Origin of the sequence: Arthrobacter sp. NPDC080073 (assembly GCF_040686575.1) — a bacterium.
Taxonomy (GTDB): Bacteria; Actinomycetota; Actinomycetes; order Actinomycetales; family Micrococcaceae; genus Arthrobacter.
Genome location: NZ_JBFBKR010000018.1, coordinates 59492 through 85118 on the forward strand (window position 1 = coordinate 59492; position 25627 = coordinate 85118).

The 25627-nt window shown below is 63.1% G+C and carries 18 protein-coding genes and 1 tRNA gene; 12 read left to right on the top strand and 7 right to left on the bottom strand.

Features of this window, described 5'->3' with window-relative positions:
• Positions 1-2: 2 nt before the first annotated feature.
• On the bottom strand, positions 3-158 hold the full coding sequence (locus AB0O52_RS18135; protein WP_009359196.1) for a DUF4177 domain-containing protein: 156 nt from the start codon (positions 156-158) through the stop codon (positions 3-5).
• Here AB0O52_RS18135 and AB0O52_RS18140 point away from each other — a divergent pair.
• The 5 genes from AB0O52_RS18140 to AB0O52_RS18160 all read left to right on the top strand — a co-directional run bounded on the left by AB0O52_RS18140 (position 157) and on the right by AB0O52_RS18160 (position 7606).
• Positions 157-2490 (top strand): transglycosylase domain-containing protein, encoded by a 2334-nt coding sequence (locus AB0O52_RS18140; RefSeq protein WP_364540398.1) that lies wholly within the window; start codon positions 157-159, stop codon positions 2488-2490. The genes AB0O52_RS18135 and AB0O52_RS18140 overlap by 2 nt on opposite strands.
• Positions 2483-3445, top strand: coding sequence for a metallophosphoesterase (locus tag AB0O52_RS18145; protein ID WP_364540400.1), 963 nt, complete (start codon positions 2483-2485; stop codon positions 3443-3445). The genes AB0O52_RS18140 and AB0O52_RS18145 overlap by 8 nt, the downstream gene beginning before the upstream one ends.
• A 355-nt stretch (positions 3446-3800) precedes the next feature.
• Positions 3801-5630 (top strand): ABC transporter ATP-binding protein, encoded by a 1830-nt coding sequence (locus AB0O52_RS18150; protein WP_364540403.1) that lies wholly within the window; start codon positions 3801-3803, stop codon positions 5628-5630.
• Positions 5627-7444: an ABC transporter ATP-binding protein gene (locus tag AB0O52_RS18155; RefSeq protein WP_364540406.1), complete on the top strand. Its 1818-nt coding sequence runs from the start codon at positions 5627-5629 to the stop codon at positions 7442-7444. Before AB0O52_RS18150 ends, AB0O52_RS18155 begins: the two co-directional genes overlap by 4 nt.
• Before the next feature lie 85 nt (positions 7445-7529).
• A tRNA-Pro gene (locus AB0O52_RS18160) sits at positions 7530-7606 on the top strand.
• A 292-nt stretch (positions 7607-7898) separates the two neighbouring features.
• Here the strand turns inward: AB0O52_RS18160 and AB0O52_RS18165 are convergent.
• Positions 7899-8120, bottom strand: coding sequence for a hypothetical protein (locus tag AB0O52_RS18165; protein ID WP_364540409.1), 222 nt, complete (start codon positions 8118-8120; stop codon positions 7899-7901).
• 137 nt (positions 8121-8257) lie between these two features.
• On the opposite strand from AB0O52_RS18165, the gene AB0O52_RS18170 reads away from it, so the two are divergent.
• The gene (locus AB0O52_RS18170) at positions 8258-9544 is read left to right on the top strand and encodes a helix-turn-helix domain-containing protein (RefSeq protein ID WP_364540412.1); all 1287 of its coding nucleotides are present in this window, start codon (positions 8258-8260) and stop codon (positions 9542-9544) included.
• A 64-nt stretch (positions 9545-9608) separates the two neighbouring features.
• Here AB0O52_RS18170 and AB0O52_RS18175 read toward each other — a convergent pair whose 3' ends face one another.
• On the bottom strand, positions 9609-10544 hold the full coding sequence (locus AB0O52_RS18175) for a phosphoribosylaminoimidazolesuccinocarboxamide synthase (RefSeq protein WP_364540415.1): 936 nt from the start codon (positions 10542-10544) through the stop codon (positions 9609-9611).
• Positions 10545-10547: 3 nt separating this feature from the next.
• Positions 10548-11858 (bottom strand): phosphoribosylamine--glycine ligase, encoded by a 1311-nt coding sequence (purD, locus tag AB0O52_RS18180; RefSeq protein WP_364540462.1) that lies wholly within the window; start codon positions 11856-11858, stop codon positions 10548-10550.
• Between the two features lie 439 nt (positions 11859-12297).
• Between purD and AB0O52_RS18185 the strand changes: the two genes are divergently transcribed.
• The 5 genes from AB0O52_RS18185 (at position 12298) to AB0O52_RS18205 (ending at position 17572) form a co-directional block, all read left to right on the top strand.
• A complete protein-coding gene (locus AB0O52_RS18185) occupies positions 12298-13875 on the top strand; it encodes a molybdopterin-dependent oxidoreductase (RefSeq protein ID WP_364540418.1) in 1578 nt (525 codons plus the stop codon).
• 36 nt (positions 13876-13911) lie between these two features.
• On the top strand, positions 13912-14928 hold the full coding sequence (locus tag AB0O52_RS18190) for an asparaginase (RefSeq protein ID WP_364540421.1): 1017 nt from the start codon (positions 13912-13914) through the stop codon (positions 14926-14928).
• A 15-nt stretch (positions 14929-14943) separates the two neighbouring features.
• Entirely contained in the window at positions 14944-15330 is a 387-nt protein-coding gene (locus AB0O52_RS18195) for a sterol carrier family protein (RefSeq protein ID WP_364540422.1), read from the top strand.
• 103 nt (positions 15331-15433) lie between these two features.
• A complete protein-coding gene (gene tcuA, locus AB0O52_RS18200) occupies positions 15434-16900 on the top strand; it encodes an FAD-dependent tricarballylate dehydrogenase TcuA (RefSeq protein ID WP_364540425.1) in 1467 nt (488 codons plus the stop codon).
• Positions 16901-16936: 36 nt separating this feature from the next.
• The gene (locus AB0O52_RS18205) at positions 16937-17572 is read left to right on the top strand and encodes a GntR family transcriptional regulator (RefSeq protein WP_364540427.1); all 636 of its coding nucleotides are present in this window, start codon (positions 16937-16939) and stop codon (positions 17570-17572) included.
• A 160-nt stretch (positions 17573-17732) separates the two neighbouring features.
• Here the strand turns inward: AB0O52_RS18205 and AB0O52_RS18210 are convergent, their stop codons facing one another.
• From AB0O52_RS18210 to AB0O52_RS18220, 3 genes are all read right to left on the bottom strand, one after another.
• Positions 17733-19223: a cation:dicarboxylase symporter family transporter gene (locus AB0O52_RS18210; protein ID WP_364540429.1), complete on the bottom strand. Its 1491-nt coding sequence runs from the start codon at positions 19221-19223 to the stop codon at positions 17733-17735.
• A 119-nt stretch (positions 19224-19342) separates the two neighbouring features.
• Positions 19343-22123 (bottom strand): ornithine decarboxylase, encoded by a 2781-nt coding sequence (locus tag AB0O52_RS18215; protein WP_364540432.1) that lies wholly within the window; start codon positions 22121-22123, stop codon positions 19343-19345.
• A gap of 14 nt (positions 22124-22137) precedes the next feature.
• Positions 22138-23736: an amino acid permease gene (locus tag AB0O52_RS18220; protein ID WP_364540434.1), complete on the bottom strand. Its 1599-nt coding sequence runs from the start codon at positions 23734-23736 to the stop codon at positions 22138-22140.
• A 273-nt stretch (positions 23737-24009) separates the two neighbouring features.
• Here AB0O52_RS18220 and AB0O52_RS18225 point away from each other — a divergent pair, with 273 nt between their 5' ends.
• Positions 24010-25626, top strand: coding sequence for a helix-turn-helix domain-containing protein (locus tag AB0O52_RS18225; protein WP_364540436.1), 1617 nt, complete (start codon positions 24010-24012; stop codon positions 25624-25626).
• Position 25627: the final 1 nt, after the last annotated feature.

Genomic DNA, 25627 nt, shown 5'->3' on the forward strand with positions numbered 1-25627 from the left:
TGTTACTGCTTCTCCCTCTTCAAGTATGCAACAAGTCCGTTTCCATCGGGTCCGGGGACAACCTGGACGAGCTCCCAGCCGTCCTCTCCCCACTGGTCCAGGATCTGCTTTGTAGCGTGAATGATGAGCGGAATCGTCGCGTACTCCCATTTGGTCATGAAAGAAAGACTAGCCCTTGCCGGTAAAGTGGTGAACATGGTGACTCGTAGGAACCCTCTATTCGACACTGCCACCACTCTTGGAAAGATCCTCGGATTCCTCGGTGTGAGCGCTATTTGTGGTGTCCTAGTGGCGGGCTTGCTCGTCCCCGCGGCCGCCGTTTCAGGCAGTGCGGCGAGTGGGTCCATTCAGTTCTTTGACACGCTGCCGGCGGAACTTCAGGTGAACCCGCCCAGCCAGGCGACCACCATCCTGGCCGCGGACGGCAGCCAGATCGCCTCCATCTACTCCGAGAACCGCACGCGGGTCTCGCTGGACCAGATGAGCCCTTTCATCAAGGACGCGATCGTCGCGGTTGAGGACAGCCGCTTCTATCAGCACGGGGGCATCGACGCCACCGGCATCATGCGCGCCATCGTCAGCACAGCGAGCGGAAAGCAGCAGGGTGCGTCCACCATCACCCAGCAGTACGTGAACAACGTCATCAACGAGTCCCTCGTGTCCCAGAACAAGGCTTCCGACGTCAAGCTCAACGGCGTCAACAAGGGCGTGGGTGACAAGCTCCGCGAAATGAAGCTGGCCATCGCCCTGGAGAAGAAGTTCTCCAAGCAACAGATCCTTGAGGGCTACCTCAACATTGTCTTCTTCAACAAGGATGCCTACGGGATCGAAGCCGCCTCAAGGCTCTTCTTCAGCACCAGCGCCAAGGACCTCACGCTGCCGCAGGCCGCCTTGCTGGCCGGCGTCGTCAACAGCCCGTCCTACTACGATCCGGTGACGAACCCGGATCACGCGAAACAGCGTCGCGACTTGGTGCTCGGCCTCATGTTGGACCAGGGAAAGATCAAGAAGGCTGACTACGACGCCGCCATCGCGACGCCGGTGACCACCAAGGTCACGCAGCCTCGCCAAGGCTGTGCGTATGCCACTACGGCCCCGTATTTCTGTGACTACGTGCTGCACTTGCTGCTCAACAACCCGGCCTACGGCGCCACGCCCGCCGAACGTGGAAACCGGGTCTCGCGCGGCGGCCTGACCATCCAGACCACGCTGGATCCCAAGGCGCAAAACGTTGCGCAAGCCCAAGTCGATGCCACGACCGGCGATAACCCAGACAAGTGGGGGGCCACGATAGTCTCGGTCCAACCGGGCAGCGGGAAGATCGTTTCCATGGCGCAGAACACCGTGTGGCTGCCCGCGGCGGGAAAGTTCGATCAGACACAGAATTTCAACGTGGATGTGGTCGATGCCAACGGCAACGATCTTAACGGTTTGGGGGGCTTCCAGCCCGGTTCCACCATGAAGCCCTTCACGTTTGCCGAATGGCTCAATGAGGGCAAATCGATGAACACCACCATCAACGCAACGGTCCGCAGGTACCCGCAGAATTTCCCTTGGCGGAACACATGCCCCACGCCCGAGAATGGTTTCTACGACGCCAATGTCCCGGGGAGTTATGACCTTCAAAACTCGGATGACACCCATTACCGCTCAATGACGGTGCTGTACGGTCTGATGAACTCGATCAACACCGCCACCTTCGCCTCTGCGTCGCAGCTGGACCTTTGCGGCATCCAAAAGATCGTCGACGCCGTGGGCATCCACGGCGGAAACCCTGTGCGCGACCAGTCCGGGGCGGTCACGGATGCCAATCCAAAGGTTCCCATGACCACGCTGGGCAACCTGATCGGTTCCACCCAGACCGCGCCGCTCACCATGGCTAGTGCGATGGCAACGTTCTCCAACAACGGCAAGTACTGTGAGCCCATCGCCATCACGTCGGTGACAGACCAGACGGGCGCAAAGCTGCCAGCCCAGTCTCCCAATTGCAAGGATGCCGTCAGCCCGGAGGTTGCCCACGGTGTCGCGTACGCCATGCAAGAGGTTCTTAACCAGGGTTCCGGTTCGCTGATCCAGCCCAGAATCTCTACCAAGACCAGTTTCCCCATTGCGGCCAAAACCGGAACCAATGACAGCAACGGCTCCACTTGGGTTGTTGGGTACACTTCCGGTCTCGCGACAGCCAGCTGGTTCGGCGACCCGCTGGGCAGTCAGCTCCGCCAGGGACGCAATATCACTGTGAACGGGAAGTTCTATCCCAGTGTTGACGGTTACATGATCGCCGGTCCGCAGTTCTCCAACTACATGTCGCAGGTTGCTCCAGCCTATGGAACCAACCCGTTCCCGGCCCCGCCGTCGAACCTGCTCGATCCGCCGGGGTACAGGCCTTCAACGCCGAGCAACAACACTCCGAGCAACACTTTTCCGAGCACCCAGCCGAGCAGCAACGGGAACGGCAACGGAAATGGCAACGGGAAGAACAATGGCTAACGGCTCGAAGCCCGTCATTGAATCGCTGGCAAGCCGCGTCCGAAGCATCGGACGCGGCTTTGCCGTAGCTGCCGGTGCTGGCGCAACCGCTGGCGTTGCCGGCCTCGCGTATGGCCTCTGGGAAAAGAACCAGTTCGTGCTCCGCGAGGAGGTCGTTCCGATCCTGCCCGAAGGCTCGGCTCCCCTCCGTGTACTGCACTTGAGCGATATCCATTTCGTGCCAAGCCAGCGGAGGAAGGCCGAATGGCTGCGTTCGCTCGCGGCGCTTGAGCCTGACCTCGTGGTGAACACGGGTGACAATCTCAGCCACCCCCACGCCGTCGTTCCGCTGTTGGACGCATTGCAGCCACTGTTGAAGTTTCCGGGTGTCTTCGTCCCGGGCTCCAACGACTACTACGCCCCGCGGTTCAAGAACCCGGCAGCATATTTGCGCGGCCCGTCGCGCGTCAAGAACAAACAGGTCGAGCTCGATTGGCCTCGGCTGCGTTCCGGCTTCGGGATGTCCGGCTGGATCGACCTCACCAACAGGCACCAGTCCCTGCCCATCAACGGGATCCGCTTCGATTTCTCCGGAGTGGACGACCCGCATCTGAATCGGGAGCGATACGCTGGCTGGCCACGCGGCACCGCCGGACAGGACTCCCGCCCCCATCTGCGCGTCGCTGTCATTCACGCCCCCTACCAACGTGTCCTGGACCATTTCACGAACGACTCGGCAGACCTCATCCTCGCCGGACACACCCACGGCGGCCAGATCTGCATCCCGGGCTACGGCGCCTTGGTCGCCAATTGCGATCTCCCCACGTGGCGCGCAAAGGGTTTGCATGATTGGGAGAACGACGGACGCACGACGCCGGTCAACGTCTCAGGCGGCATCGGCACCTCACGCTTCGCCCCGGTCCGGATCGCCTGCAAGCCGGAAGCGGTGCTCCTGACCCTGACGGCCCGCCAATAGCCAGCACCCACCACTGGGCATGCGCATCCCACCACCGCAAGAACGGACATAACCACCGCCGCACCAATCAGCATGTCCATCCCGCCACGCCAAGGATGGACATGTCCACCCCGCACCAATGAGCATGTCCCTCGTGCCGAGCCAAGGATGGGCATAACAGCAATATGTCCATCCTTGGCTAGCAAGGCTGGGCATGTCCCGGGGAGGGGCGGGTCGGAATACCTCGTATCACGCAACGCAATGGTGCTGTGAATCCCGTTACGCGATGGCATAGGGTAGTTGCTATAGGAAACTACCTCCGTGCGTCGCGCCGGGCAGGCGCGGAACGCCGGGACAAAGCTTTTGAGAAGCGGGCATGGCCAAACAGACTTCATTCTTCACCTCCGTCAAACGTCTTTATCCGCACGTCAAACCGATCCTCCCCCGGCTTTTCATGGGGCTGCTCAGCGCTTTGCTGGCCAGCATCATGGCGCTTGCGATTCCGCAGGTGCTGCGGGTCCTGATCAACGGCTCCCTCCACCCCGGCGGACCCACTAACGCTGTCTGGATTGCCGCCGTCGTGGTCCTGGGACTCGGTATCGCAGAAGCCGGGCTTGTGGCCCTGCGACGCCAGTTCGTCATCAATCCCGCAACCACAGTGGAATCGAGGATGCGGGTGTCCCTCTACGGACATCTGCAGGACCTCACCGTTTCCTTCCACGACCGCTGGGGCTCGGGCCAGCTCCTGTCCCGCTCGATGACGGACTTGAACTTCCTGCGGCGGTGGATGGCGTTCGGCGCGATCATGCTGGTGGTGACCACCTTGACCGTGGTGATCGGCGTCGTGGTGATGTTCACGATGAGCTGGCAGCTGGCCTTGATCTTCCTGGCCGCCGCGGTGCCCATCATGGTCTATTCCTACCGCTTCCGCCGCCGCTTCAGCCTGGTAACCCGGCTCAGCCAGGACCAGGCCGGCGACCTCGCAACCACGGTGGAGGAGTCCGTTCATGGCATCCGCGTGCTCAAGGCGTTCGGTCGCAGCCGCGAAGCACTGGAGAACTTCAACGAGCAGGCCGAGGAGCTGAGGCAGACCGAGATCGCCAAGGCCAAACACCAAGCCACCTTCACGCTGGTGGTGACGCTGCTGCCCGAGCTGGCGCTCGGCGCCGGGCTCGTGGCGGGCGTCCTGCTCGTCTCCACGGGCCAACTCAGTATCGGTTCCCTCGTTGCGTTCTTCGGCACCGCGGCGGTCGTCGCGGCGCCGGTGGAATTCTCGGGGACACTCCTGGCCATGGCGTTGACCGCGAAAACGGCCCTCGACCGCCACTTCGAGGTCATGGACACGCCCAACACCATCACCAGTCCTGCGAACCCCCGGACCCCCAATGAACTGCGCGGGGCCTTGAGCTTCAAGGGCGCCGCTTTCGGTTTCGACGACGGCGCGCGGCTCCTGCACGACATCACCCTGGATATCAAGCCCGGCGAAACCATGGCCCTTGTGGGCATTACGGGCAGCGGAAAGAGCGCCTTGCTCCAGCTGGTCCCCCGGCTCTATGACGTGAGCGAAGGATCCGTGACCATCGACGGCGTGGATGTCCGCGACTTCAGCGTCGAACAGCTCAGGTCCGTCGTGGCGGTCGCGTTCGAGGACACCACGCTGTTTTCCAGCTCCGTCCGGGACAACGTGCTGCTCGGCGCGCCCGACACTTCCGAGGAAGCCCTTGAGGAAGCGCTCGACGTCGCGCAGGCGCACTTCGCGTATTCGCTGCCCGACGGCGTCGGGACCCTCATCGGCGAGGAAGGCCTGAGCCTTTCGGGCGGCCAGCGGCAGCGCATCGCGCTTGCCAGGGCCATCGCTGCCAAGCCCAAGATCCTCGTGCTGGATGATCCGTTGTCGGCCCTGGACGTCAACACGGAGGAACTCGTCACGGCCAGGCTGCGCGAAGTCCTCCGGGACACTACCACGCTCATCGTCGCGCACAGGCCCTCGACCGTGGCTCTGGCCGACCGTGTGGCGCTGCTCGAAAACGGAAGCATCACCGCCGTCGGAACCCATACGGAACTCTTGGCCAATAACGCGCACTACCGCTACGTGATCGCAAGCCTCGACGCCGGTCCGAAGGACCTCGACCTCGAACTCGACGAACTGGAACACGAGCTGGATTCGGAAAAGCACATGGACCAAGCCGGGGAGGGCCGCCGATGAGTACGTTCGGCACCGCCAATGAAGACAACGCCCACCTGAGCCGCAGCGACAGCAAAGCAGTACGACGGCGGTCGGTCGCCTTGCTGGGGTCCCTCATCCGCCCGGTGCGGTTGCGGTTCTGGATGACACTGGGCATGGTGGTGCTCTCCCAGGCCACCCGGGTGGCCGGGCCTGCGATCATCGCTTTTGGCATCGACCACGCACTGCCGTCGCTGCTCGCCGGGAACAGCATGCCGGTGGTCCTGGCGGGCGTCCTTTATCTGACGGCGGCCGTCGCAACGGCGATTTTGACGGCCCTGTACGTCACTTCCACGGCAAAGCTGAGCCAATCCATGCTCCTTGACCTGCGTCTGCGGGTCTTCCGGCACACCCAACGTCTCAGCTTGGAGTTCCACGAGAAGTACACCTCGGGCCGGATCATCGCACGCCAGACCTCGGACCTCGAGGCGCTGCGTGAACTCCTCGATTCGGGCGTCAGCTCGCTGGCATCCGGGATCCTGTTCATGCTTTTCACGGCATTTACGGTATTTGCCCTCGACTGGCGCAGCGGGCTACTCATGCTGGCCACGGGCGTGCCCGCGTACTTCCTGGCCCGCTGGTACCAGAAGCACTCGCAGATCGCCTTCCGCGAATCACGGGTGGTGTCCGCGAGGCTGATCGTGCACTTCGTGGAGACCATGACCGGCATCCGGGCCATCCAGGCCTTCCGCAAGGAACGGGAGAACGCCCGGCGCTATGCCGAACTCTCCGAGGACTACCGCAAAGTCACGGTGCGCTCCATCAACCTCAACGGCATCTTCCAACCGGGACTGGTCCTCATCGGCAACGTGTGTGTGGCAGTGGTCCTGCTGTTCGGCGGCTTCCGGGTGCTCTCCGGAGACCTGGCGGTGGGTGTTCTTTTGGCGCTGATCCTTTCCACGAAGCGCTTCTTCCAGCCCGTGGACCAGATGGCCATGTTCTACAACTCGTTCCAGAGCGCCCAGGCCGCGCTCGAAAAGGTATCCGGACTGCTCGAAGAAGTTCCCACGGTCCGGCCGCCCAAGAACCCAGTGCCCTTGCCCCATGCCCGCGGCGAAATCGACTTCCGTGGCGTGGAGTTCGGCTACGGCAACGGCAAGGTGGTGGTCCCCAAGATGGACCTTCACATTCCCGCCGGACAGACCATAGCGCTCGTCGGACAAACCGGCGCCGGCAAATCGACCTTCGCCAAGCTCATCTCCCGCTTCTACGACGTCACCGAAGGGTCCCTGACCCTCGACGGCGTCGACCTCCGGGAGCTCTCGACGGCGGACCTGCGCCGCGCCGTCGTGATGGTCACCCAGGAAGCCTTCCTCTTCAGCGGTTCCGTGGCGGACAACATCGCCTTGGGGCGGCCTGGGGCCACCCGCGCGGAGATTGAAGAAGCCGCCCGGGCAGTAGGGGCTCATGACTTCATCTCCGCATTGCCCGACGGCTACGACACCGATGTTAACAAGCGCGGCGGCCGGGTCTCCGCCGGGCAACGGCAGTTGATCGGCTTTGCCCGGGCATTCATCGCGGCCCCGGCAGTACTCATCCTGGATGAAGCGACATCTTCGCTTGATATCCCCTCGGAACGGCTGGTGCAGGCCGGCCTCAGCCGCCTGCTGTCGGGAACGGACTCCGAGCGGACCGCCATCATCATCGCCCACCGGCTCTCTACGGTGGAGACCGCAGACCGGGTGCTGGTGGTGCACGAGGGACGCATCGTGGAAGACGGCACGCCGGCCGAGCTCATCGGCGGAGGAGGGCGCTTCGCCCGCTTACACGGCGCTTGGAAGGACTCGCTGGTCTGAGCTGCCCGTTCCCCGGCGGCGCCTCCTTCGATTTCGCATCCGGGGAGGGATCGGCTATTCTTGAACAGTTGCTTTCGCAGCGGATCGGGATGTAGCGCAGCTTGGTAGCGCGCTTCGTTCGGGACGAAGAGGTCGCAGGTTCAAATCCTGTCATCCCGACCAATTTGGTAGAAGACCTTCCACTCGGAGGGTCTTCTACTTTATTTAACGAGCTTTTCGGGGGCCCGGGAAAACCGGAAAAACATTCCCCTGCCCGGTTTCCGCGCTTGTCCAAGGTTTAGAGACAAGTGTTGTTAACAACCCCGGCACAATGACCAGGGGCATATCATGGTCCACGCGGATCTTCGCGCAAAAGAAATCCCCGGTGTGTCGATTTCAGACAACCGGGGACTTCATCACTTCATTTGAATCATCCAGCAGCTGCCGGATCTCCGGAAGCCGCTGTCGAGCCTCGCTACACGGGATCGGGCCAGTTACCGATCGCCTGCGAGACCCTCATGGGGTCCGGCCAGTTACCGATAGCCTGCGAGAGCCTCATCGGGTCGGGCCAGTTACCAATGCTGAGCACCGTGCTGACGGTGTCTGCCACAGGGGCTGCGGAAACGACGGCTGGTGCCGCAGCGGAGAATGCAAGAGCGCCGGCCAAGGCCACTGCTGCAGCAATCTTCTTCAACATAATTTTTCCTCAATGCGAGTGGATTCGTTACGGAAATTTCGCGGTCCCTGTTGACATTCATTGTAAAATGTTTTCCACAGCGACTGTCAAGCCTTAGGGGTAAAGACAGTGCAAAGACCAGCCTCTAGGAGGAACCTGTGGGGAACGGATTCGGAGAAAAGCTCCGTGCCGAACGGCTCGAACGTGGGCTGACCCAGGCTGAATTGGGCAGGGACCTTTACTCGCCCAGCTACATTTCACTTCTTGAAACCGGGCGGAGGGAGCCGACGGCCGAAGTCATTGAAGAACTCGCCCGTCGTCTGGAACTGGCACCCAAAGCCTTGGAAGCCTGGAGCCAGCCCGTATCCGTCAGTGACGCCGAATACGTACTAGCGGGGCTGTACGCCAGGCAGGCTTGGGACCTCAGGGACTACCCCCTCGCTGCAAGCCACGCATCAACCGCCGCCCAAATTGCCCTCGAGGCAAAGAACACCAGCGCCTGGTGGAACATGACCTACATGCAGGCCGAATGCCTTATGAAGCAGGGCCAGCTGAAGGAATGCCAGCAGATCATCCAGCATCTCCTGGAACATCCCATGGCTACGGAATCCGCGGGCCTGGGAGTCCGTGCCCGTCAGATGCTTGCCGCTGTCTGCCACGGACAAGGGCAGCTGGCAACCGCCGTCGAGCACGCCAAGGAGGCCGTGAGGCTTTCCGAGCAGCTGCCCAAAGGCTCAACCCTGATCATCGGGGCGCACCGGGCTCTGATCGGGGCACTGGCCGAGAGCGGCAGGTTGGACGAAGCCTGGACGTATTGCCAGGCCATGAACAACCAGATGGACGACCATTCGATGTCGCAGCTCGCAGGCGAAGTGGCCTGGGTGGTGGGAAACGTGGCCTTCATGCGCCACGACTACGTGGAAGGCATCAAGCATCACGAGCGCGCCGCGAAGCTGCTCTCCCCCGCCAACGACATCGAGCTGTGGGCCCGCTTCAACAAGGCATCGGCAGCCGTCCGGCTCTCCTCGGGAATCGTGGAGCCGGAGACACTCTCAGCTATCGAACGCGCTGAACTCGCCCTGTCGATTGTCGGCGGAAACAAGACAGACCAGCTGGAAGTTGCCTTTATCCGCGCCCGCTGGCTCTACCTGACGGGCGACATCCCGGCCGCCATCACCAAGTTGCGCGAAATCCACGCGGACCGCGATGTCCTCGCCCGGCATACCGCAGGCGAGGTCGCTTTCCTCCTCGGCAAGGCACTCAAGGCAGCCGGTGAAAACGCAGACGCACTGGTCCACCTCGAAGAGGCCCAACGCGATTTCACCGCCGCGGGCGCAGCCGACCGTGTCCAGCAGGCCATGGACTCCGTACTGGAGATCCGGCTGGCGGAACGTCGGGCGGCGTCCGGCCATAGCGGGAGCGCGCAGTCTTCCCGCGCAAGCTGAGCGCACGCCCAACTGGCTCGAAGTTGTTGTCGTTTAGACGCATCTAAACGACAACAACTGCGAGTCAGACGAAAGTCCTGCCGGTGAGCTTCTCGTAGGCTTCGACATAGCGGGCACGCGTCTTCTCCACGACGTCGGCCGGCAGCGCGGGCGGCGGGGTGTCACTCGAGCGGTCCCAGCCGGATTCCGCCGAGGTCAGCCAGTCGCGCACGAACTGCTTGTCGAACGAAGGCTGCGCCTTGCCCGGCTCGTAGGTGGAAGCGTCCCAGAAACGTGAGGAATCCGGAGTCAGGACCTCATCGCCCAAGGTGATGACACCGGTGGTGACATCGATGCCGAACTCAACCTTCGTGTCCGCCAGGATGATGCCGCGGCCGCGGGCGATCTCCTCCGCGCGGGTGTAGATCTTCAACGTGAGTTCGCTCAGGCGCGCGGCGATGTCGTCGCCCACCATCGCGACGACGTCGTCATAAGTGATGTTCTCGTCGTGCTCGCCGACCTCAGCCTTGGCAGAAGGGGTGAAGATGGCATGCTCAAGCCGCGAGCCGTCAACGAGGCCTTCAGGCAGCGGGATGTCGCAGACAGTGCCGGACTGCCGGTACTCGGCCAGCCCCGATCCGGTGAGGTAGCCGCGGGCGATGCATTCCACAGGGAACATCTCCAGCCGCTTGCAGATCATCGCGCGGCCCTCGACTTCCGCGGGCACTCCCTCGGCCGCCGTGGACCCCAGGACGTGGTGCTCGACGCCAAGCTGTTCGAACCACCAGAGGCTCAGCTGCGTGAGGATCCGGCCTTTGTCCGGGATCTCGCTGCTCAAGACATGGTCGTAGGCGCTGATGCGGTCGCTGGCCACCACCAGGACGCGGTCCTGGCCGGACCCGTCCACGATGACATCATCCGCCGGAACGTAGAGGTCACGGACTTTGCCCGAGTAGAAGTGCTTCCACCCCGGGAGGTCGAGGGTTTCGGTCTGCAGGCCGTTTGCGTTGCTTTCAGGCATGGTTCAAGCCTTCACGTTCGGGATGGAGCCGGTCGCCGGGGAGACCACGTGGATCTCGCCGCGGGCTGCCTTGCCGGCGATATCGGTACGGAACTGTCCGCCGTCGAGCTGGACCAGCTCCACGCCGTCGTACGCCCGCTCGCGCGCCTCCACGAGGTCCGTCCCCAAAGCCACAACGGCCAGCACCCGGCCGCCGGCGGAGACGATCCGGCCTTCCTCGTCCAGTTTGGTGCCGGCGTGGATGACGTGGACGCCTTCCAGTGCCTCAACCTTGTTCAGGCCGCGGATGCGGTCCCCCGTGCGGGGAGTGTCCGGGTAGTTTTCGGCGGCGACGACGACGGCGACGGCCGACTCCTTCGACCAGCGCAGCTCTTCAGCCTGGTCCAGTTCGCCCTTGGCCGCTGCCAGCAGGAGGGCGCCGAGCGGGGTCTTGAGCCGGGCCAGAACGGCCTGCGTTTCAGGATCGCCGAAACGGACGTTGAATTCGATGACGCGCGTGCCGCGGGACGTCAGGGCCAGGCCGCAGTAGAGGACGCCGACGAATGGAGTTCCACGGCTGGCCATCTCGTCCACGGTGGGCTGCGCCACGCGGTCGATGACTTCCTGGACCAGTCCAACAGGTGCCCAGTCGAGCGGGGTGTACGCGCCCATGCCGCCGGTGTTGGGGCCTTCGTCATTGTCGAAAATCCGCTTGAAGTCTTGTGCCGGGGACAGCGGCACCGTGGTGCGGCCGTCGCACAGGACGAACAGGGAGACCTCGGGTCCGTCCAGGAACTCCTCGATGACAACTGTTCCGCCGGCGTCGAAACAAGACTGGGCGTGGGCGAGTGCTTCCTCGCGGTCATTGGTGACCACTACGCCCTTGCCGGCGGCCAGTCCGTCATCCTTGACGACATGCGGAGCGCCGAAAGTGTCCAGTGCGTCAGCTGCCTCCGCAGCGTTTGTTGCCACCCGGGCCATGGCAGTGGGCACGCCTGCCTCGGCCATGACTTCCTTGGCGAACGCTTTGGAGGCTTCGAGCTGCGCCGCGGCTTTGCTTGGGCCGAAGACCGGAATGCCGGCTTCGCGGACTGCGTCGGATACGCCCGCCGCGAGTGGTGCTTCCGGGCCGACGACAACCAGGTCGACCGCCAGCTTTGTCGCAAGCGCTGCGACGGCGTCGGGGTTGTTCCCGTCGATCGCGTACGTGGGGACCAGCTTGGCGATGCCCGCGTTTCCCGGAGCCGCATGGACCTCGGAAACGTTGGGATCCTTGAGCAAGGAGCGGACAATTGCGTGTTCGCGGCCGCCGGGGCCAATGACGAGTACCTTCACAGTCTTCAAGGGTACTTTGTGCGGGGGCAGGACTCCTAAGCTGTCTCCAGCACTGGACATGCCCACCCGCACGGCGAGCACCCGGAGGGAGCATGCCCTCCCTTGGCCTCGAGCAATGGACATAACACTGATATGCCCATTCCTGAGCTCCAGCGCAGGGCATGTCCAATCCACACCGCGGCACCAAGAGGGAGCATGCCCTCCCTTGGCCTCGAGCAACGGACATAACACTGACATGCCCATTCCTGAGCTCCAACGCAGGGCATGTCCAATCCACACCGCGGCACCACGAGGGAGCATGCCCGCCCTTGGCCATGAGCAACGGACATAACACTGATATGCCCACTCCTGAACTCCAACGCAGGGCATGTCCCACTGCCGCCTCCACCGCAGGGCATGTCCCACCCATCTCAGGGGCCTCCGGCTACGAACCCCCTGCATGGAGAAGCTCAGGAACTGGCTCAGGGGACCCACCGCATTGGCTGCACTGGCCGGGGTGGCCGCTGCCGCCGTCGTACTTTCCGTTGCGGAACTGATCGGCGCCTTCTTCACGGCCCGGGCTACGCCGGTGATTGCGCTGGGCTCCACGTTCATCGACTTCACGCCGCCGTGGATGAAGGACTTTGCCGTGACCACGTTCGGGACCAATGACAAGGCCGCGCTGTTTGTGGGCATGGGCCTGACCATCTTCGTGCTGGCTTGCGTGCTGGGTGTCGTGGCCTTCCGCAATTGGGTGCTCGGTGTGTTGGGCGTTCTCGGCATGGGCGCGGTGATTGTGGCCGCCGTGGTGACCCGGGCCAGCGTGAAGCCCGTGGATTCCATACCGAGCCTGCTCGGCACTGTGGCTGGGCTCATTGTCCTCCGCGTCTTGGTGGCCCGTATCTGGCGGCTGAACTCCTTCCCGGACGCCCCTGCCGACACGGCAGCCAAAGGCATCGAACGTCCAGCCACGACCCGCCGAACCTTCTTCGGCGCCACCGGTATCACCTTTGCCGCAGCAGCCGTCGCAGCCAGCGGCGGTCGGTTCCTGAGTGCGGCACGCAGCAATGTGGCAAAGGCACGGGATTCTTTGAAGCTCCCGGCACCGGTCCGGCCGGCTGCTCCCGTCCCTGCGGGCGTCCAGTCCCCGACGGCGGGAGTCACCCCCTGGCTGACCCCGGCCAAGGACTTCTACAGGATCGACACCGCCCTCAGCGTGCCGGAGATCAACGCCCAGGATTGGGAGCTGCGGATCCACGGGCTGGTGGAACAAGAGATCCGGCTGACCTTTCAGGATCTGCTCGACGCCCAACTGATCGAAACCCACGTGTCGCTCACCTGCGTGTCCAACCCTGTGGGCGGAAACCTCGCAGGCAACGCCAAATGGCTGGGCATGCCCATCCGCGACGCGCTCAAACAAGCCCGTCCCAAAACCGGCGCGGACATGGTCCTCTCGACCTCGATCGACGGTTTCAGCGCTTCCACTCCGCTGGAAGTGCTCCAGGACGGCAGGGACGCCATGCTGGCCATCGGCATGAACGGCGAACCCCTCCCGCTGGAACACGGCTACCCCGTGCGCATGGTGGTTCCGGGCCTTTACGGCTTCGTCTCGGCGACCAAATGGGTGGTGGACCTGGAAATCACCCGGTTCGCTGACAGCAAGGCCTATTGGACCACCCGCGGATGGTCCGAGCGGGGTCCCATCAAGACGATGGCCCGGCTCGAAGTTCCCAAGTCCTTCGCCAAAGTGCCTGCAGGCAGGGTCGCCTTGGGCGGCACCGCCTGGGCCCAGACCCGTGGCATCAAAAAGGTGGAGGTCCAGATTGACAACGGCCCATGGGGCGAAGCGACACTTGCCGCGGAGGCATCCGTTGTCACGTGGCGGCAGTGGTCCTTCAATTGGGAGGCCACTCCGGGACCCCACTACATCAAGGTCCGGGCCACGGACGGAACCGGCGAACTGCAGACTGAAAAGAGGGCGGATCCCGTGCCCGACGGCGCCTCCGGATGGCAGTCCGTCATGGTGACCGTGGAGTAGCCCGGGAAGATGGTGCCTTCACCCTAGACTTGGATCATGCCCTTGAGTTCGCATGAAACCTTCAGCGTTGAGTCCGCCGTCGAACTGGCAGTGATCGAACGCAGCGGTTTCATCGAATCACGTCACATCGGTTCCGCAGTGGTTCTTTCCGGTGACGGCTCTGTGGTGACTCAGCTCGGCGACATCACGACGCCCATCTACGCCCGCTCCGCGCTCAAGCCGTTCCAGGCCCTCGCGTCAATGCAGTCGGGCGTGCCGCTCCGCGGCGCCCAGGTCGCTTTGGCTTGTGCCAGCCATGTAGGCTCGCTCGATCACATGGACGTGGTGGAAGGCATGCTGAAAGCCGCGGGCGTCCGGGAAGAACAGTTGCAGTGCCCCTCGGCATGGCCGCAGGACGAAGTCGCCCGCAATTGGCTGATCCGTTCGGAACACGGCAAATCCAAGCTGGCTTTCAACTGTTCGGGAAAGCACGCCGCGTTCCTCTGGGCCTGCACGGAGAACGGCTGGGACACGCACAGCTACCTGGAGCCCAACCATCCCTTGCAACAGCGCGTGCGGACCGTCGTCGAGGAATACAGCGGCGAGAAAATCGCCCACCTTGGCATTGATGGATGCGGAGCACCTGTGGCTGCGCTTTCCCTGACCGGGCTGGCGCGAGCCTACTCGCGCCTGGCGCAGGCCCCGCGGGACCAGAGTTCCAATGCCCGCGCGGCGACCATTGCCACGTCCATGTTGGACTACCCGTGGGCAGTGCAGGGCCGCGGCGAGGCGAACACCATCGTCATGGACGAACTCGAAGTGCTTGCCAAGGGCGGAGCGGAGGGTGTCCTGGTCCTGGCAACCCCCACAGGGGCCTCAGTCGCAGTGAAGATCCTGGACGGGAACCCCCGCGCGGCAACTCTGGTTGGACTCACGCTTCTCGCGGTAGCCGGCGCCGTGGATATTCCCGGTGTCTCGAGCGTGCTCGAAAAGGTGGTTGAGCCCGTTCTCGGCGGTGGCCACTCGGTCGGCAGGATCCGCCTGGGCCACGCCGTTTCGGCGCTGCTGGACTGATTGGGACTCCGGGCTATGGCAATTGCACGACGCCGGATCGACCTTGAAGAAGGCCGCGCGGCACTGGCCGCATGGCAGGCCGCCGTCGGGCACGAACCCGGGCCCGTGACGCCGCCGCCGCGCACCGTTCTGGCAACCGCCGTGCGTTACTCGCTGGAGGAACTCACCGCCCGCGCCCCCGGCAACTCGGTGGAAGTCAGGGTGCCGCCCTTCGGCGTCACCCAGTGCGTGGAGGGCCCCCGGCACACGCGCGGCACCCCGCCGAACGTCATAGAGTGCGACGCCGCCACCTGGCTGGAGATGGTCACAGGCCGCTTGGCGTGGTCCGCCGCCGTCGACGCCGGCCGGGTAGCCGCGTCGGGCCTGCGCGCGGATTTGTCAGGGCTGCTGCCGCTGTTCTAGGAAAGCGGGCTCCAAGGCAGTCGATAAAGCACATCCTCATGCCGCATTGCATTCACTTGCATATCTATGTATACAATCGTATGCAGTGATGGAGCTGAGGAGAATGATGATGATCAAAAGCGACGTCTTGGTAGTTGGAGGCGGCAACGCGGGATTCGCGGCGGCACTCGCCGCCGCTGAACGCGGACGCAAAGTTGTGCTGTTTGAAAAGGCCGAGGAGGCCTCTTCGGGCGGCAACAGCTTCTACACCGCCGGCGCCACGCGTATCTCCCACAACGGGCTTGAGGAGCTCATCGATTTCATAGAACCTGATGACCGCCACGCCGTCAGCGAAGTTCCCGCCTACACCGCTCACGAATATCTGGCTGACCTGCGGAAGGTCTCGGGCGGGCGGAATGACCCCGAACTGTCCGGGGTCCTGGTCAATGAGAGCAACCCGACCTTGCGCTGGCTTCAGGGCATGGGCCTCAAATACCGCTTGATGTACGAGCGGCAGGCATACCGGACCGAAGGCGGCGGCTATCTTTTTTGGGGAGGGCTCCACGTTGGCAACGTCGGCGGCGGCAAAGGGCTCATGGCTGACCACCGGGCGGCCGCAAAGCGCCTGGGCGTGGAAGTTATCTATGGCTGCGCGGCAACCGGACTGATCCTGGAAGGGAATCGGGTATGCGGAGTCCACTACCGCACTTCCTCGGAAAAAGGCGAGTTCCGGGCCGAATCGGTAATTCTGGCGTCCGGGGGCTTTGAAGCCGCACCTGGTCTCCGACGTCAATACTTGGGCGAGGGCTGGCAAAACGCGAAGGTGCGAGGCACCCCCGGAAACACCGGTGAGATGGTCCTTGCCGCTTTGGACGCAGGCGCGGCCAAGGGCGGCGATTGGTCCAGCTGCCACAGCGTGGCCTGGGACGCGTGGCATCCGGAGAACGAGAGCAACCTTGAGCTCACCAACCAGCTGACCCGCGGCGGATACCCGCTCGGGATCGTGGTAAACAACGAGGGCAAGCGGTTTGTCGACGAAGGCGCCGACTACCGCAACTACACCTACGCGCGGTATGGCCGGGACATCCTTGCCCAGCCGGGATCGGCTGCTTTCCAGATTTTCGACGCCTCGTCCCGCCCCATGCTTCGGAGCGAGGAATACGACATGCCGGGGGTCTCCGTGGTCACTGCGCCAACCCTGGCAGAACTGGCCGAGAAAGCCGGCATAAGTGTTGCGGGCCTCGAAGAGACTGTCAGGAACTTCAATGAGTCGATCAGCGAGGGTGCGGCCTTCAACCCTAACGTCAAGGACGGCCGCCGGGCGGATACCCAACCGCCGAAAAGCAACTGGGCCCGCAGCATCTCCATCGGCCCGTTCTACGCCTTCCCCGTCACCTGTGGCATCACCTTCACTTTCGGAGGCCTGAAGACCGATACCTGGGGCCGCGTGCTTACCGAAAGCGCTGAGCCGATTGGGGGGCTCTACGCGTGCGGGGAAGCACTGGGCGGATTGTTCAGCGGAAACTACCCCGGCGGTTCCGGGCTTGCAGCAGGAGCTGTTTTCGGACGACGGGCCGGCTGCGTCGCCTGAGGCCGAGCTGACGAAACCACACGGAAAGAGGAAGAATTGACCACGCCCATTCATCAGCAGCTGCGCGACGACGTTCTGGCGAGCGTATTCGCCCCTGACGAGCCCCTCACGGAGGCCAAGCTCACCGCGCGCTATGGTGCTTCGAGAACCCCCGTGCGGGAAGCCTTGCAGCGGCTGGAACAGGACGGGCTCGTCGAAAGGCGCGGCAAAGCGGTGGTGATCCGCACGCATTCGGCCGAGGAAATCATCGATATCTACGAGTCGAGAATCATCCTTGAACAGGCTGCCGCTTCCAAAGCTGCACTCAAGGCAACTGCCTTGGACAAGCGGTCGCTCGACGCGCTGCTTCTGAAGATGCGCGGACTGGACATCAATGATGGACCAACGCTTGCGGAAACAAACCGTGCTTTCCACACGCAGCTCTGGCACGCCACCCACAGCCCATCGCTTATCAGCCTGCTTGAGCGCCTGGACCAGCAGGTCCGCCGGTACACCCTCACGACTTTGACCTACCCCGGCAGGTGGCCCGTGGTTCTGGCTGACTATGCCGAACTGCTCGCCGCCATTGAGGAGAACAACCCCGAGTTGGCGGGCCAGGTCGCCGCGCGCCACATGTCAGAGGCCTTGGCCATCAGGTTGAAGATGTACGCCGCGGACCCCAGGACGCTATAGCCCGCACCCACGCCCCGGGGACGTTCCCCACCAGGGCCGCCGGCCGATGTTCCTGCATTACTCCATCGCAACAGGTAGCCCGAAAGTCGGGCGCAAGACATCGGTCGGCGCGAGAGGTGGGCCAGGCTCACAAGGAACCCGGCCCACCTCGCATTTCATATCAGTCCGGACTGATGGAGGGGCTCCGGTGTTGCCCAGGTTTGATCATTTCGAACTGCGGAATCGCATCGGGATTCGGGCCGCCCCGGAACTTCGGCGAAGGCTCTTGTCCTTCGCTGAGGCGCTCGATTTCCTGTTCCTCGAAGACGTCTTCGGCCCCGAGCATGATCGCGGAGTCCTCGTTGGTGATCTCACCGCTGAAGGCGCGGAGCATGACCGAACGGTCGAACTGGCCCTCCCATTTCGCGACGACGAACGTGGCCACGCAGTTGCCGAGCAGGTTGACGACGACGCGCATGGAGTCCATCAGGCGGTCGGCACCCAGGAGCAGGGCGACGCCGGCGACCGGGAAGATGCCCAGTGCGGCGGCCGTGGCCGAGAGAGCAAGGAATGACGATCCCGGTACGCCGGCCATGCCCTTTGACGTCAGGAGCAGGACACCCAAGGCTGCCAACTGCTGGCCGAGGTCGAGGTGGTGGCCGAAGGCCTGGGCCAGGAACAACAGCGAGATCGAAAGGTAGATCGCGGCGCCGTCGAGGTTGAAGGAGTAGCCCGTCGGGACAACCAGGCCGGTGGTGGCCCTGGAGCAACCGGCGTTCGTCAGCTTGGTCATGATGCGGGGCATGACCGCCTCGGTGGATGCCGTGCCGAGCGCGAGGAGGAATTCCTCACGGGTGTACTTCAGGAACTGCCACAGGGGCACCCTGGCGAAGCTCCAGGCGACGAGGAACAGCAGGCCGATGAAGACAATGGCCGCCCCGTAACAGGAGGCGATCAGGAGCGCATACGTCCCGAGGGTGTCGAGTCCGTATTGGCCGATGATGAACGCCATTGCGCCGAACGCACCGATGGGCGCCACTTTCATGATCCACGACATGATCTTGAAGATCAGTTCCAGGACGGTTTCCATGAGGCTGATGACCGGGAGGCAGCGCTCGCGGCCGATGACGACGATTGCCGCGCCGAAGAAGACCGAGAAGAACAGCACCTGGAGAAGGCTGTTGCTGGCGAAAGCGCCGATCACAGAGGTAGGAATGATGTCCAGGAGGAAGGAAGCCGCATCCTTGGGCGGCGCGGTCCCGGTCTTGGCGTTCAGCGCATCCTGGGAAAGAGTGCTGGGATCGATGTGGAGTCCGGCACCGGGCTGGACCAGGTTTCCGACGATCAGGCCGAAAACGAGTGCGAAAAGCGTGGCGCCGGTGAAGTACAGAAGGGCTTTGACCCCGACCCTTCCGACCGCCTTGACGTCGCCCACTGCCGAGATACCTGTGACGATCACGAGGAAGATCAGCGGAGCGATGATCATCTTGATGAGTTGAATGAAACCATCGCCCAGTGGCCGGAGGGTGGACCCGATGTTCGGCCAGAAATGGCCGATGAGTACACCTGCGACGACGGCGATCAGAATTTGGAAGAAGAGCGACTTATACAGTGGCTTCTTCTTCCGCGGAGCCGAACTCGCCTTCAGCGCCGCAGAGTCTGGGATCTTCATTGATCTGAACCAATCAGTTTGGGAACAGCCCCTGCTTTCGGGGGTTGTTTTCAAATGTAATCCCGCTCACACGATTCCACAAGGGGAAATTCAAATTTCACAATGTGGAATCACGCGATTCAATGCTGCACGGCCCCAACCTCCTTGGCCGTGAACACCCTGTAGCCGCGCCCCGGGTCGAAACCGTGGACTTCCCGGGTATCGAGTGCGGCCATGAACTCCAGCGCCTTAGCCGTGATCACCTGTCCAGGGACGAGGATCGGGAAGCCCGGAGGATACGGGGTGACGAATCCCGCCGAAATAACTTCCTCGCCTTCCGCGATCCGCGCCTTGAGGTCATCGGACGACAAGTAGGTGGTCGCTCCGTCCTTGTAGCTCTCGAAATAGGCGGCCCGGAGGTCCCCGTCGGGACTGAGCGGATCCCGCCGAAAGCGCCTTGCGAAACTGCTGAAATCGGGCAAGGGCGGAGTGGCTCCCGTGGTGCCCGCGGCGGGACAGGGGTCCGGCGTTTTCCGCGCCGGACGTTCCTCCTCGAAAGACTCGGCCAGCTTGACCAGGACCTCGATCAGATAGGCGACAGCGCTGCGGGAGGTGCCGATGTTGGTCATGAAGAGCACGGTGTTACGGGAGGTCTTGTTGACCTGGATGCCGTGCTTGTCGGCGAGATAGCGGTGCCGGAAAGTGTCGCCGTCGACCCCTGTCCGGCTGATGTCCAACGTGAGGCGGCTAGGATCGACGACGAATTCGTCGTGCTCCCAGGCATCCGCCAGTGCCGCCAGGCCATCCCGGAGCGGCATGGCGCTGCCGGTTTCCCGATAGGGCGCCGCAATGAGGTCCCTCGACGTGAGGACCCGGAAGTATTTCTTCAGCAGGGGGTGGCGGGCCACCGCCTGGGCAACGATGGTTGCCAGGTCCGCCTGTTTCTGAACCAGGCCGAAACCCTCCAGCTCCACCTGACGGCGGCCGACGTCGAGCGAAGCGAGGATCTGGTAATTGGGCGATGTGGAGGTATGGGTCATATATGCTTCGCGAAATGACTCTTGGTTATGCTCGCTGAAGTCTTGGTCGAAAACATGGATCATGGATCCCTGGCGCAGTGAGGTGAGGGTCTTGTGGGTGGACTGCGTGGCGTAGACGCGAAGCCGCGCTTTCGCTGGATCCGGGATAAGCCGGGTCTCCAGCCAGAGTTCATCATCGGCTGGCGCGCCCGTCACCGCGTCGTGGAGCGATGCCGCTTGTTCGGCGTGCCTGGCGGCATAGCCGGGATCACTGAAGGAGGCCTCAAGCCTCCTCGCTGCGGCCATCGCCGTCCTGCGCCGGAAGACGGGGTGGGACCGGGCGAAGGCGAACCAGGCTTCGTCCCAAAGGAAGACAAGGTCCGGTTTGATGGCCAGGCATTCTTCCATGACGCGTTCCACGTCATAGACGATGCCGTCGAAGGTGCAGTTGGTCAGCGTGATCATCTTGACTTCGTCCAGGCGCCCGGCACGTCGGTAGGCCAGCAATCGTGCCTTGATGGTGGCCAAGGGCACGGCGCCGTAGAACGCGAACTTGTCCAGCGGGTAGGCGTCCAGGTAGGAAACCTGGGCTCCGGCGAGGACAAAAGCATAGTGGTGGGATTTGTGGCAGTTGCGGTCGACGAGGACCACGTTCCCCGGAGCAAGGATGGACTGATGAACGATCTTGTTGGCGGTGGATGTTCCATTGGTGACGAAGAAGGTTTTCTGGGAACCGAAAGCCCGCGCCGCCAGGTCCTGGGCCTCCTTGATCGATCCGTGCGGGTCCAACAGCGAATCGAGCCCACCCGACGTCGCGGACGTCTCGGCCAGGAGAAGGTTCATCCCGTAGAAATCGGCCATATCGCGGATCCAAGGCGAATTGCCCACCGAGCCGCCGCGAGAGATCGGCAAGGCGTGGAAGACGCTGGCCGGCCGCCGGCTGTATTCCTGTAGCGCGGTAAAAAACGGGGTCCTGTACCGCTCAGCGACACCCGACAACAGCGAGAGGTGCAGGTCGAGATTGTCTTGCCTGCGGAAAATCCTTCGGAACCGCTTCGTCAGTGAACCCGCGAGGCTCTCCATGGCGACACCGGCCACCAGGTACACATCCAGTTCGGGGCGTAACTCGGAGATCTGCTCGGCCAGGCTAAGGAACCTCCCCAGCGGTGGCATTCCGGCAAGTTCGGGGGCCACTAGGCCTCCAAGGTATTTCCTCAGGTCGCGGCCAAGCGGCTGGCTGCTTCCGATGGTGAATCCCGGGCGGAGAATGCACGCCTGGATGGCAGGATTCAGGATCAAGGCAACGAGCGCATCCTCGTAGCTGGGAACCACGATGAGTTCATAGGCGAAGGCATCGGACGGCCTCCGCTGGGCCAGCATTTCCGCTTTCAGGGTTTCGGCTTCTTGTTCGGAGATGTCGTCGACAAACAGGACCTCGAACCGGGGCCGCTCGCCCGCCGGCTGTGGCTCCCCGGAGCCTTCGTCCTGGAGACCCGGAATGGAGCGCCCGGCGCGGGGCCGCCCGGACATTCCGCGGATCATCTCCAGTCCGGCGTCGTAATCACCGGAATCCAGGCAGCCGAGCAGAGGCGCCACCGAGGCGAGCCCCGGCGCCGCCCAATACAGTTCCATGGCCTGAAGCAGCAGCAGCGCCTGCACGGCTCGGTCCTGCAGGGCGGCGAACGACGGCGTTCCCGTGCCGCCCTTTGCCAGCTGCTTGAACGCGTACCCGAGAAACTCCCATGCATCAGCGCGCGAACGCCACGCGCTGCTAGGCGTGCCGATGTCCCGCTTTGGAAGTTGGTTGTTCACCGGGTTTCGATCGGTCAAGGTGGTTTGCTTGGACAGGGTGTCGCTGTTGTTTCGGGACGGCATGCCGGGCAAGGTGGTTCCGCTTTCCATCAATTCGTTGTGCATCAGGAGCGTTGGCCGCCCTGGGAGAAGGAACCTGCGACCACGGGCAGATCGCCGGTGTGGCCGCGTCGGGCCTCGGCTGCCTCAAGGATGCGTTTGCGGCAAGCGAACCAGCCGGCAATGAGCAGGGGTATCAGGAGCAGCAAGGAAGCGAGGACCCAGCGCCCTGTCTCTGAGAAGCCCATCGTGACGAGGACGAAGGCAAGGAAGGCGAGCGTGAGGTAGGAGGTGAAGGGCGCTCCGAAGAGCCGGAATGACGGACGGATGACCTTGCCGAGCCTGACCCAGGCCTGAAGCTTGATGTGGCACAGGATGATGGTCGCCCAGCCGCCGATGATTCCGATGGCGGACACCTCGAGAACGATCTCGAACACTTGGGACGGGACCAGGGCATTCAGGCCGACGCCAAGCAGCGTGATCACCGCCGTCAGCAGGATGCCGCCATACGGCACCCCCGATTTGCTCATCCTTGCAGTGAACTGGGGCGCGGAGCCATTGACCGCCATGGACCTCAGGATCCGGCCCGTGGAATACAGGCCGGCGTTCAGACTCGACAAAGCCGCTGTCAGGACAACGAAGTTCATCACTGATGCCGAGACAGCCGCGGCATGGGGATCCCCGAGATGGGAGAAAAAGGTGACGAAGGGCGATTCGCCGGATTTGTACGCCGTGAAGGGCAAGAGCAACGAGAGGAGCAGCACGGAACCGACATAGAAGAGCGCGATCCGGAAGACCACCGTGTTTACGGCTTTGGGCATCACCTTTTCCGGGTTGGCAGTTTCGCCCGCGGCCGTACCAACAAGTTCAATCGCCGCATACGCGAAGACGACGCCGCTGATCGCGAGCAGGGGCGCCACGGCTCCCGTCGGGAAGGCTCCCCCGTGGTCCAGGATCACGCCCAGCCCTGGAACGCCGATGTCGGTCTTCCCGCCAAAGACGATGAAGCAGATGCCGACGACGAGGAAGGCTACGAGCGCCACCACCTTGATCAGGGCGAACCAGAATTCCATCTCGCCGAAGATCTTCACGGAGACGAGGTTGAGCGCCAGGACAATGACGAGGGCGCAAAGCGCGATGAGCCACTGTGGGATTGTTTGCAGCGGCTGCCAGAATTGTCCCCAGAATTTGACGTAAAGCGCCACGGCCGTGACATCGACGATCGACGTCATGGCCCAGTTGAGGAAGTACAACCAGCCGGCCGCGTAGGCCAGCTTCTCGCCGTAGAACTCGCGGGCATAGGACACGAACGAGCCCGAGGATGGCCTGTGGAGAACCAATTCGCCAAGGGCGCGCAGAATCAAAAACGCAAAGAAGCCGCAAAGGGCATAGACGAAGATCAGGGCCGGACCGGAACCGTTCAATCGGCCTCCCGCCCCCATGAAGAGGCCCGTTCCGATCGCGCCCCCGATCGCTATCATTTGGATCTGCCGGGGTTTGAGGGTCTTGTGGTAGCCGGCGTCCTCGCTTGAAAAATCCTGCGCAGCCGTTGAACGGTCGCCAAGAAGTTCACGGGTGTTTTCCAGCGAATCTGCGGGATCAAGCCCGGCGATCTGAGCCCCGGCGATCGGGCTCGGCGCAGGCCGGTTCAGTGTGCGTTTCATTCCAGGGGTCTCCTTTGACTCCGGTTCCGCGGGTGCGGCTGCATACTCCAGAACGTGTCCCCCTGCTGACCTGTGGAATCACAGCTGCACTGCTGGATCATCAGCGGAGGGGACGGAAAACAACTCTAGGTTCCGGCGGAACGGAACGAACTGTCTGGCCAGCTAAATTCGTCCGATCCTCGTTGTGCTCCAATGACAACCCGGTTCAGGCGGAGTGCGAGTAATGTTCATGGCTGTGAGCGCGGCTTAGCCGCTTAGAGGAAGTGAATACGGGTGGCACCCCAGGAATCTGCCGAGCATGTCATTGGCGCCATGCTCAGCGACATACTTGAAGACATTGGCGTCGACAACGGGCAACTGCTGGTTCCTCCCGGAACGGACAACGGCACGGTTCGTGAAACGGTGATCGTGGACGCCGAGGACGAGACGCCGGTGCGGCGCGGGAGCTTGGTCCTGCTGATCGGAGTCCGGGGTCGCGCGGCATTGCCCGGCATCCGGAAGCTGATTCCGGACCAGCCCGCCGCCGTCGCGGTGAAAGGGAACGAGGAGGAACTGGACGCCGTCCGGGAAGTGCTGCTTCCCACCGGAGTCGGCCTGATCGCAGTGTCTCCCGCAATGAACTGGGGCACGCTGGAGAGCATCGCCAAGAACCGCATCCAGGAGCCTGCATTTTCCACCGACGCGTCCACGATCATTCACCGGGATCTTTTTGCGATCGCCCAGACCACCGCGACGCTGGCCAACGGCCACGTGGTCATTGAGGATCCGGCAAACCGCGTCCTGGCGTACTCACCGGCCTCCAATGACGTCGATGAACTCCGCAGGCTCTCCATCCTGGCCCGGCGCGGACCGGAGCGGTACCAAAAACTGCTGAAAGAATCAGGGGTCTACAAGCACCTGCAAGCAGCCGAGGCGCCCATCCATATGGAAGCCAACCCTGCGGAAGGTCTTCGGGAACGGGTGGCGATCGGTATCCATGCAGGCAACAGGATCCTGGGGTACATCTGGCTTCAGGAAGGGAAGGAACCGCTCGCTCCCAACACGGACAAGCTCATGGTCGGCGCGGCCCGGCACGCGGCCATAGAACTGGTCCGGCACCGCAACGAGCAGTCCCAGGCACTACGGCGCGACAGGATCTCCAGCCTGCTCAGCGGCACTCCCCAGATCCACTCCCAGGCACAGTCCGCGGGCATCGATCCCTCCAAGCCGGCAGCCTTGGTCCTCATTTCCGCCCAGGGCGACGACGAGACGGCAGCGGGCTTGCAACTGCGGCGTGGCGAGCTGGCCAATGTCGCGTCGATCCATGCAGCCGCCTACCGTCCCGGTGCCGTCGTGGGAGCCATCGGCTTGGAGATAGCCATGATTCTTCCTGACCTTGACCCCATTAAGTCCCCGCCGGCCATCAACCGCCTGATCAACGTCATTGTCCGGGACGCAAGGGTGCACCTGCACTGCCAGGTCCAAGCCGCCGTCGGGCCCGTCGTCGAACGCCTGGACGCGTTGCATGGCACACTCGAGCACGTCCGGAGCGTACTCAAGGTCCTGGAAAGCACGCCCTCGATCCACGTGGCGTCCTACGCCGATGTGGAAACGACCGTACTGACAAAGGAATTGCTGGAACTTCTGGCGTCGAGGACCGACCTTCGGCATGGCGGGATCTCCCTGTTGTGCAGCAAGTACCCGGAGTTCGCCACAACCCTGCTGACCTACCTTGAATTCTTCGGTGATGTGAACCGGTGCGCGGAAGAACTGGCCGTCCACCGGAATACGGTCCATTACCGGCTGCGGCGGGCCTGCGAAGAAGCCGGCATCGACCTCCACTCCGCAGAGCAACGGCTGCTCGCGCATCTTCAGCTCAGGCTGTGGACCCACTCCGAAGGACGGCGCTAGA

Bases quoted from the DNA above. Each gene is read 5' to 3' on its own strand.
- AB0O52_RS18140 (WP_364540398.1), top strand. From the start codon at position 157: ATGAAAGAAAGACTAGCCCTTGCCGGTAAAGTGGTGAACATGGTGACT.
- AB0O52_RS18155 (WP_364540406.1), top strand. From the start codon at position 5,627: ATGAGTACGTTCGGCACCGCCAATGAAGACAACGCCCACCTGAGCCGC.
- AB0O52_RS18150 (WP_364540403.1), top strand. From the start codon at position 3,801: ATGGCCAAACAGACTTCATTCTTCACCTCCGTCAAACGTCTTTATCCG.
- AB0O52_RS18190 (WP_364540421.1), top strand. From the start codon at position 13,912: ATGCCCTTGAGTTCGCATGAAACCTTCAGCGTTGAGTCCGCCGTCGAA.
- AB0O52_RS18135 (WP_009359196.1), bottom strand. From the start codon at position 158: ATGACCAAATGGGAGTACGCGACGATTCCGCTCATCATTCACGCTACA.
- AB0O52_RS18165 (WP_364540409.1), bottom strand. From the start codon at position 8,120: ATGTTGAAGAAGATTGCTGCAGCAGTGGCCTTGGCCGGCGCTCTTGCA.
- AB0O52_RS18185 (WP_364540418.1), top strand. From the start codon at position 12,298: ATGGAGAAGCTCAGGAACTGGCTCAGGGGACCCACCGCATTGGCTGCA.
- AB0O52_RS18145 (WP_364540400.1), top strand. From the start codon at position 2,483: ATGGCTAACGGCTCGAAGCCCGTCATTGAATCGCTGGCAAGCCGCGTC.
- AB0O52_RS18215 (WP_364540432.1), bottom strand. From the start codon at position 22,123: ATGGAAAGCGGAACCACCTTGCCCGGCATGCCGTCCCGAAACAACAGC.
- AB0O52_RS18175 (WP_364540415.1), bottom strand. From the start codon at position 10,544: ATGCCTGAAAGCAACGCAAACGGCCTGCAGACCGAAACCCTCGACCTC.
- AB0O52_RS18210 (WP_364540429.1), bottom strand. From the start codon at position 19,223: ATGAAGATCCCAGACTCTGCGGCGCTGAAGGCGAGTTCGGCTCCGCGG.
- AB0O52_RS18195 (WP_364540422.1), top strand. From the start codon at position 14,944: ATGGCAATTGCACGACGCCGGATCGACCTTGAAGAAGGCCGCGCGGCA.
- AB0O52_RS18220 (WP_364540434.1), bottom strand. From the start codon at position 23,736: ATGAAACGCACACTGAACCGGCCTGCGCCGAGCCCGATCGCCGGGGCT.
- tcuA (WP_364540425.1), top strand. From the start codon at position 15,434: ATGATGATGATCAAAAGCGACGTCTTGGTAGTTGGAGGCGGCAACGCG.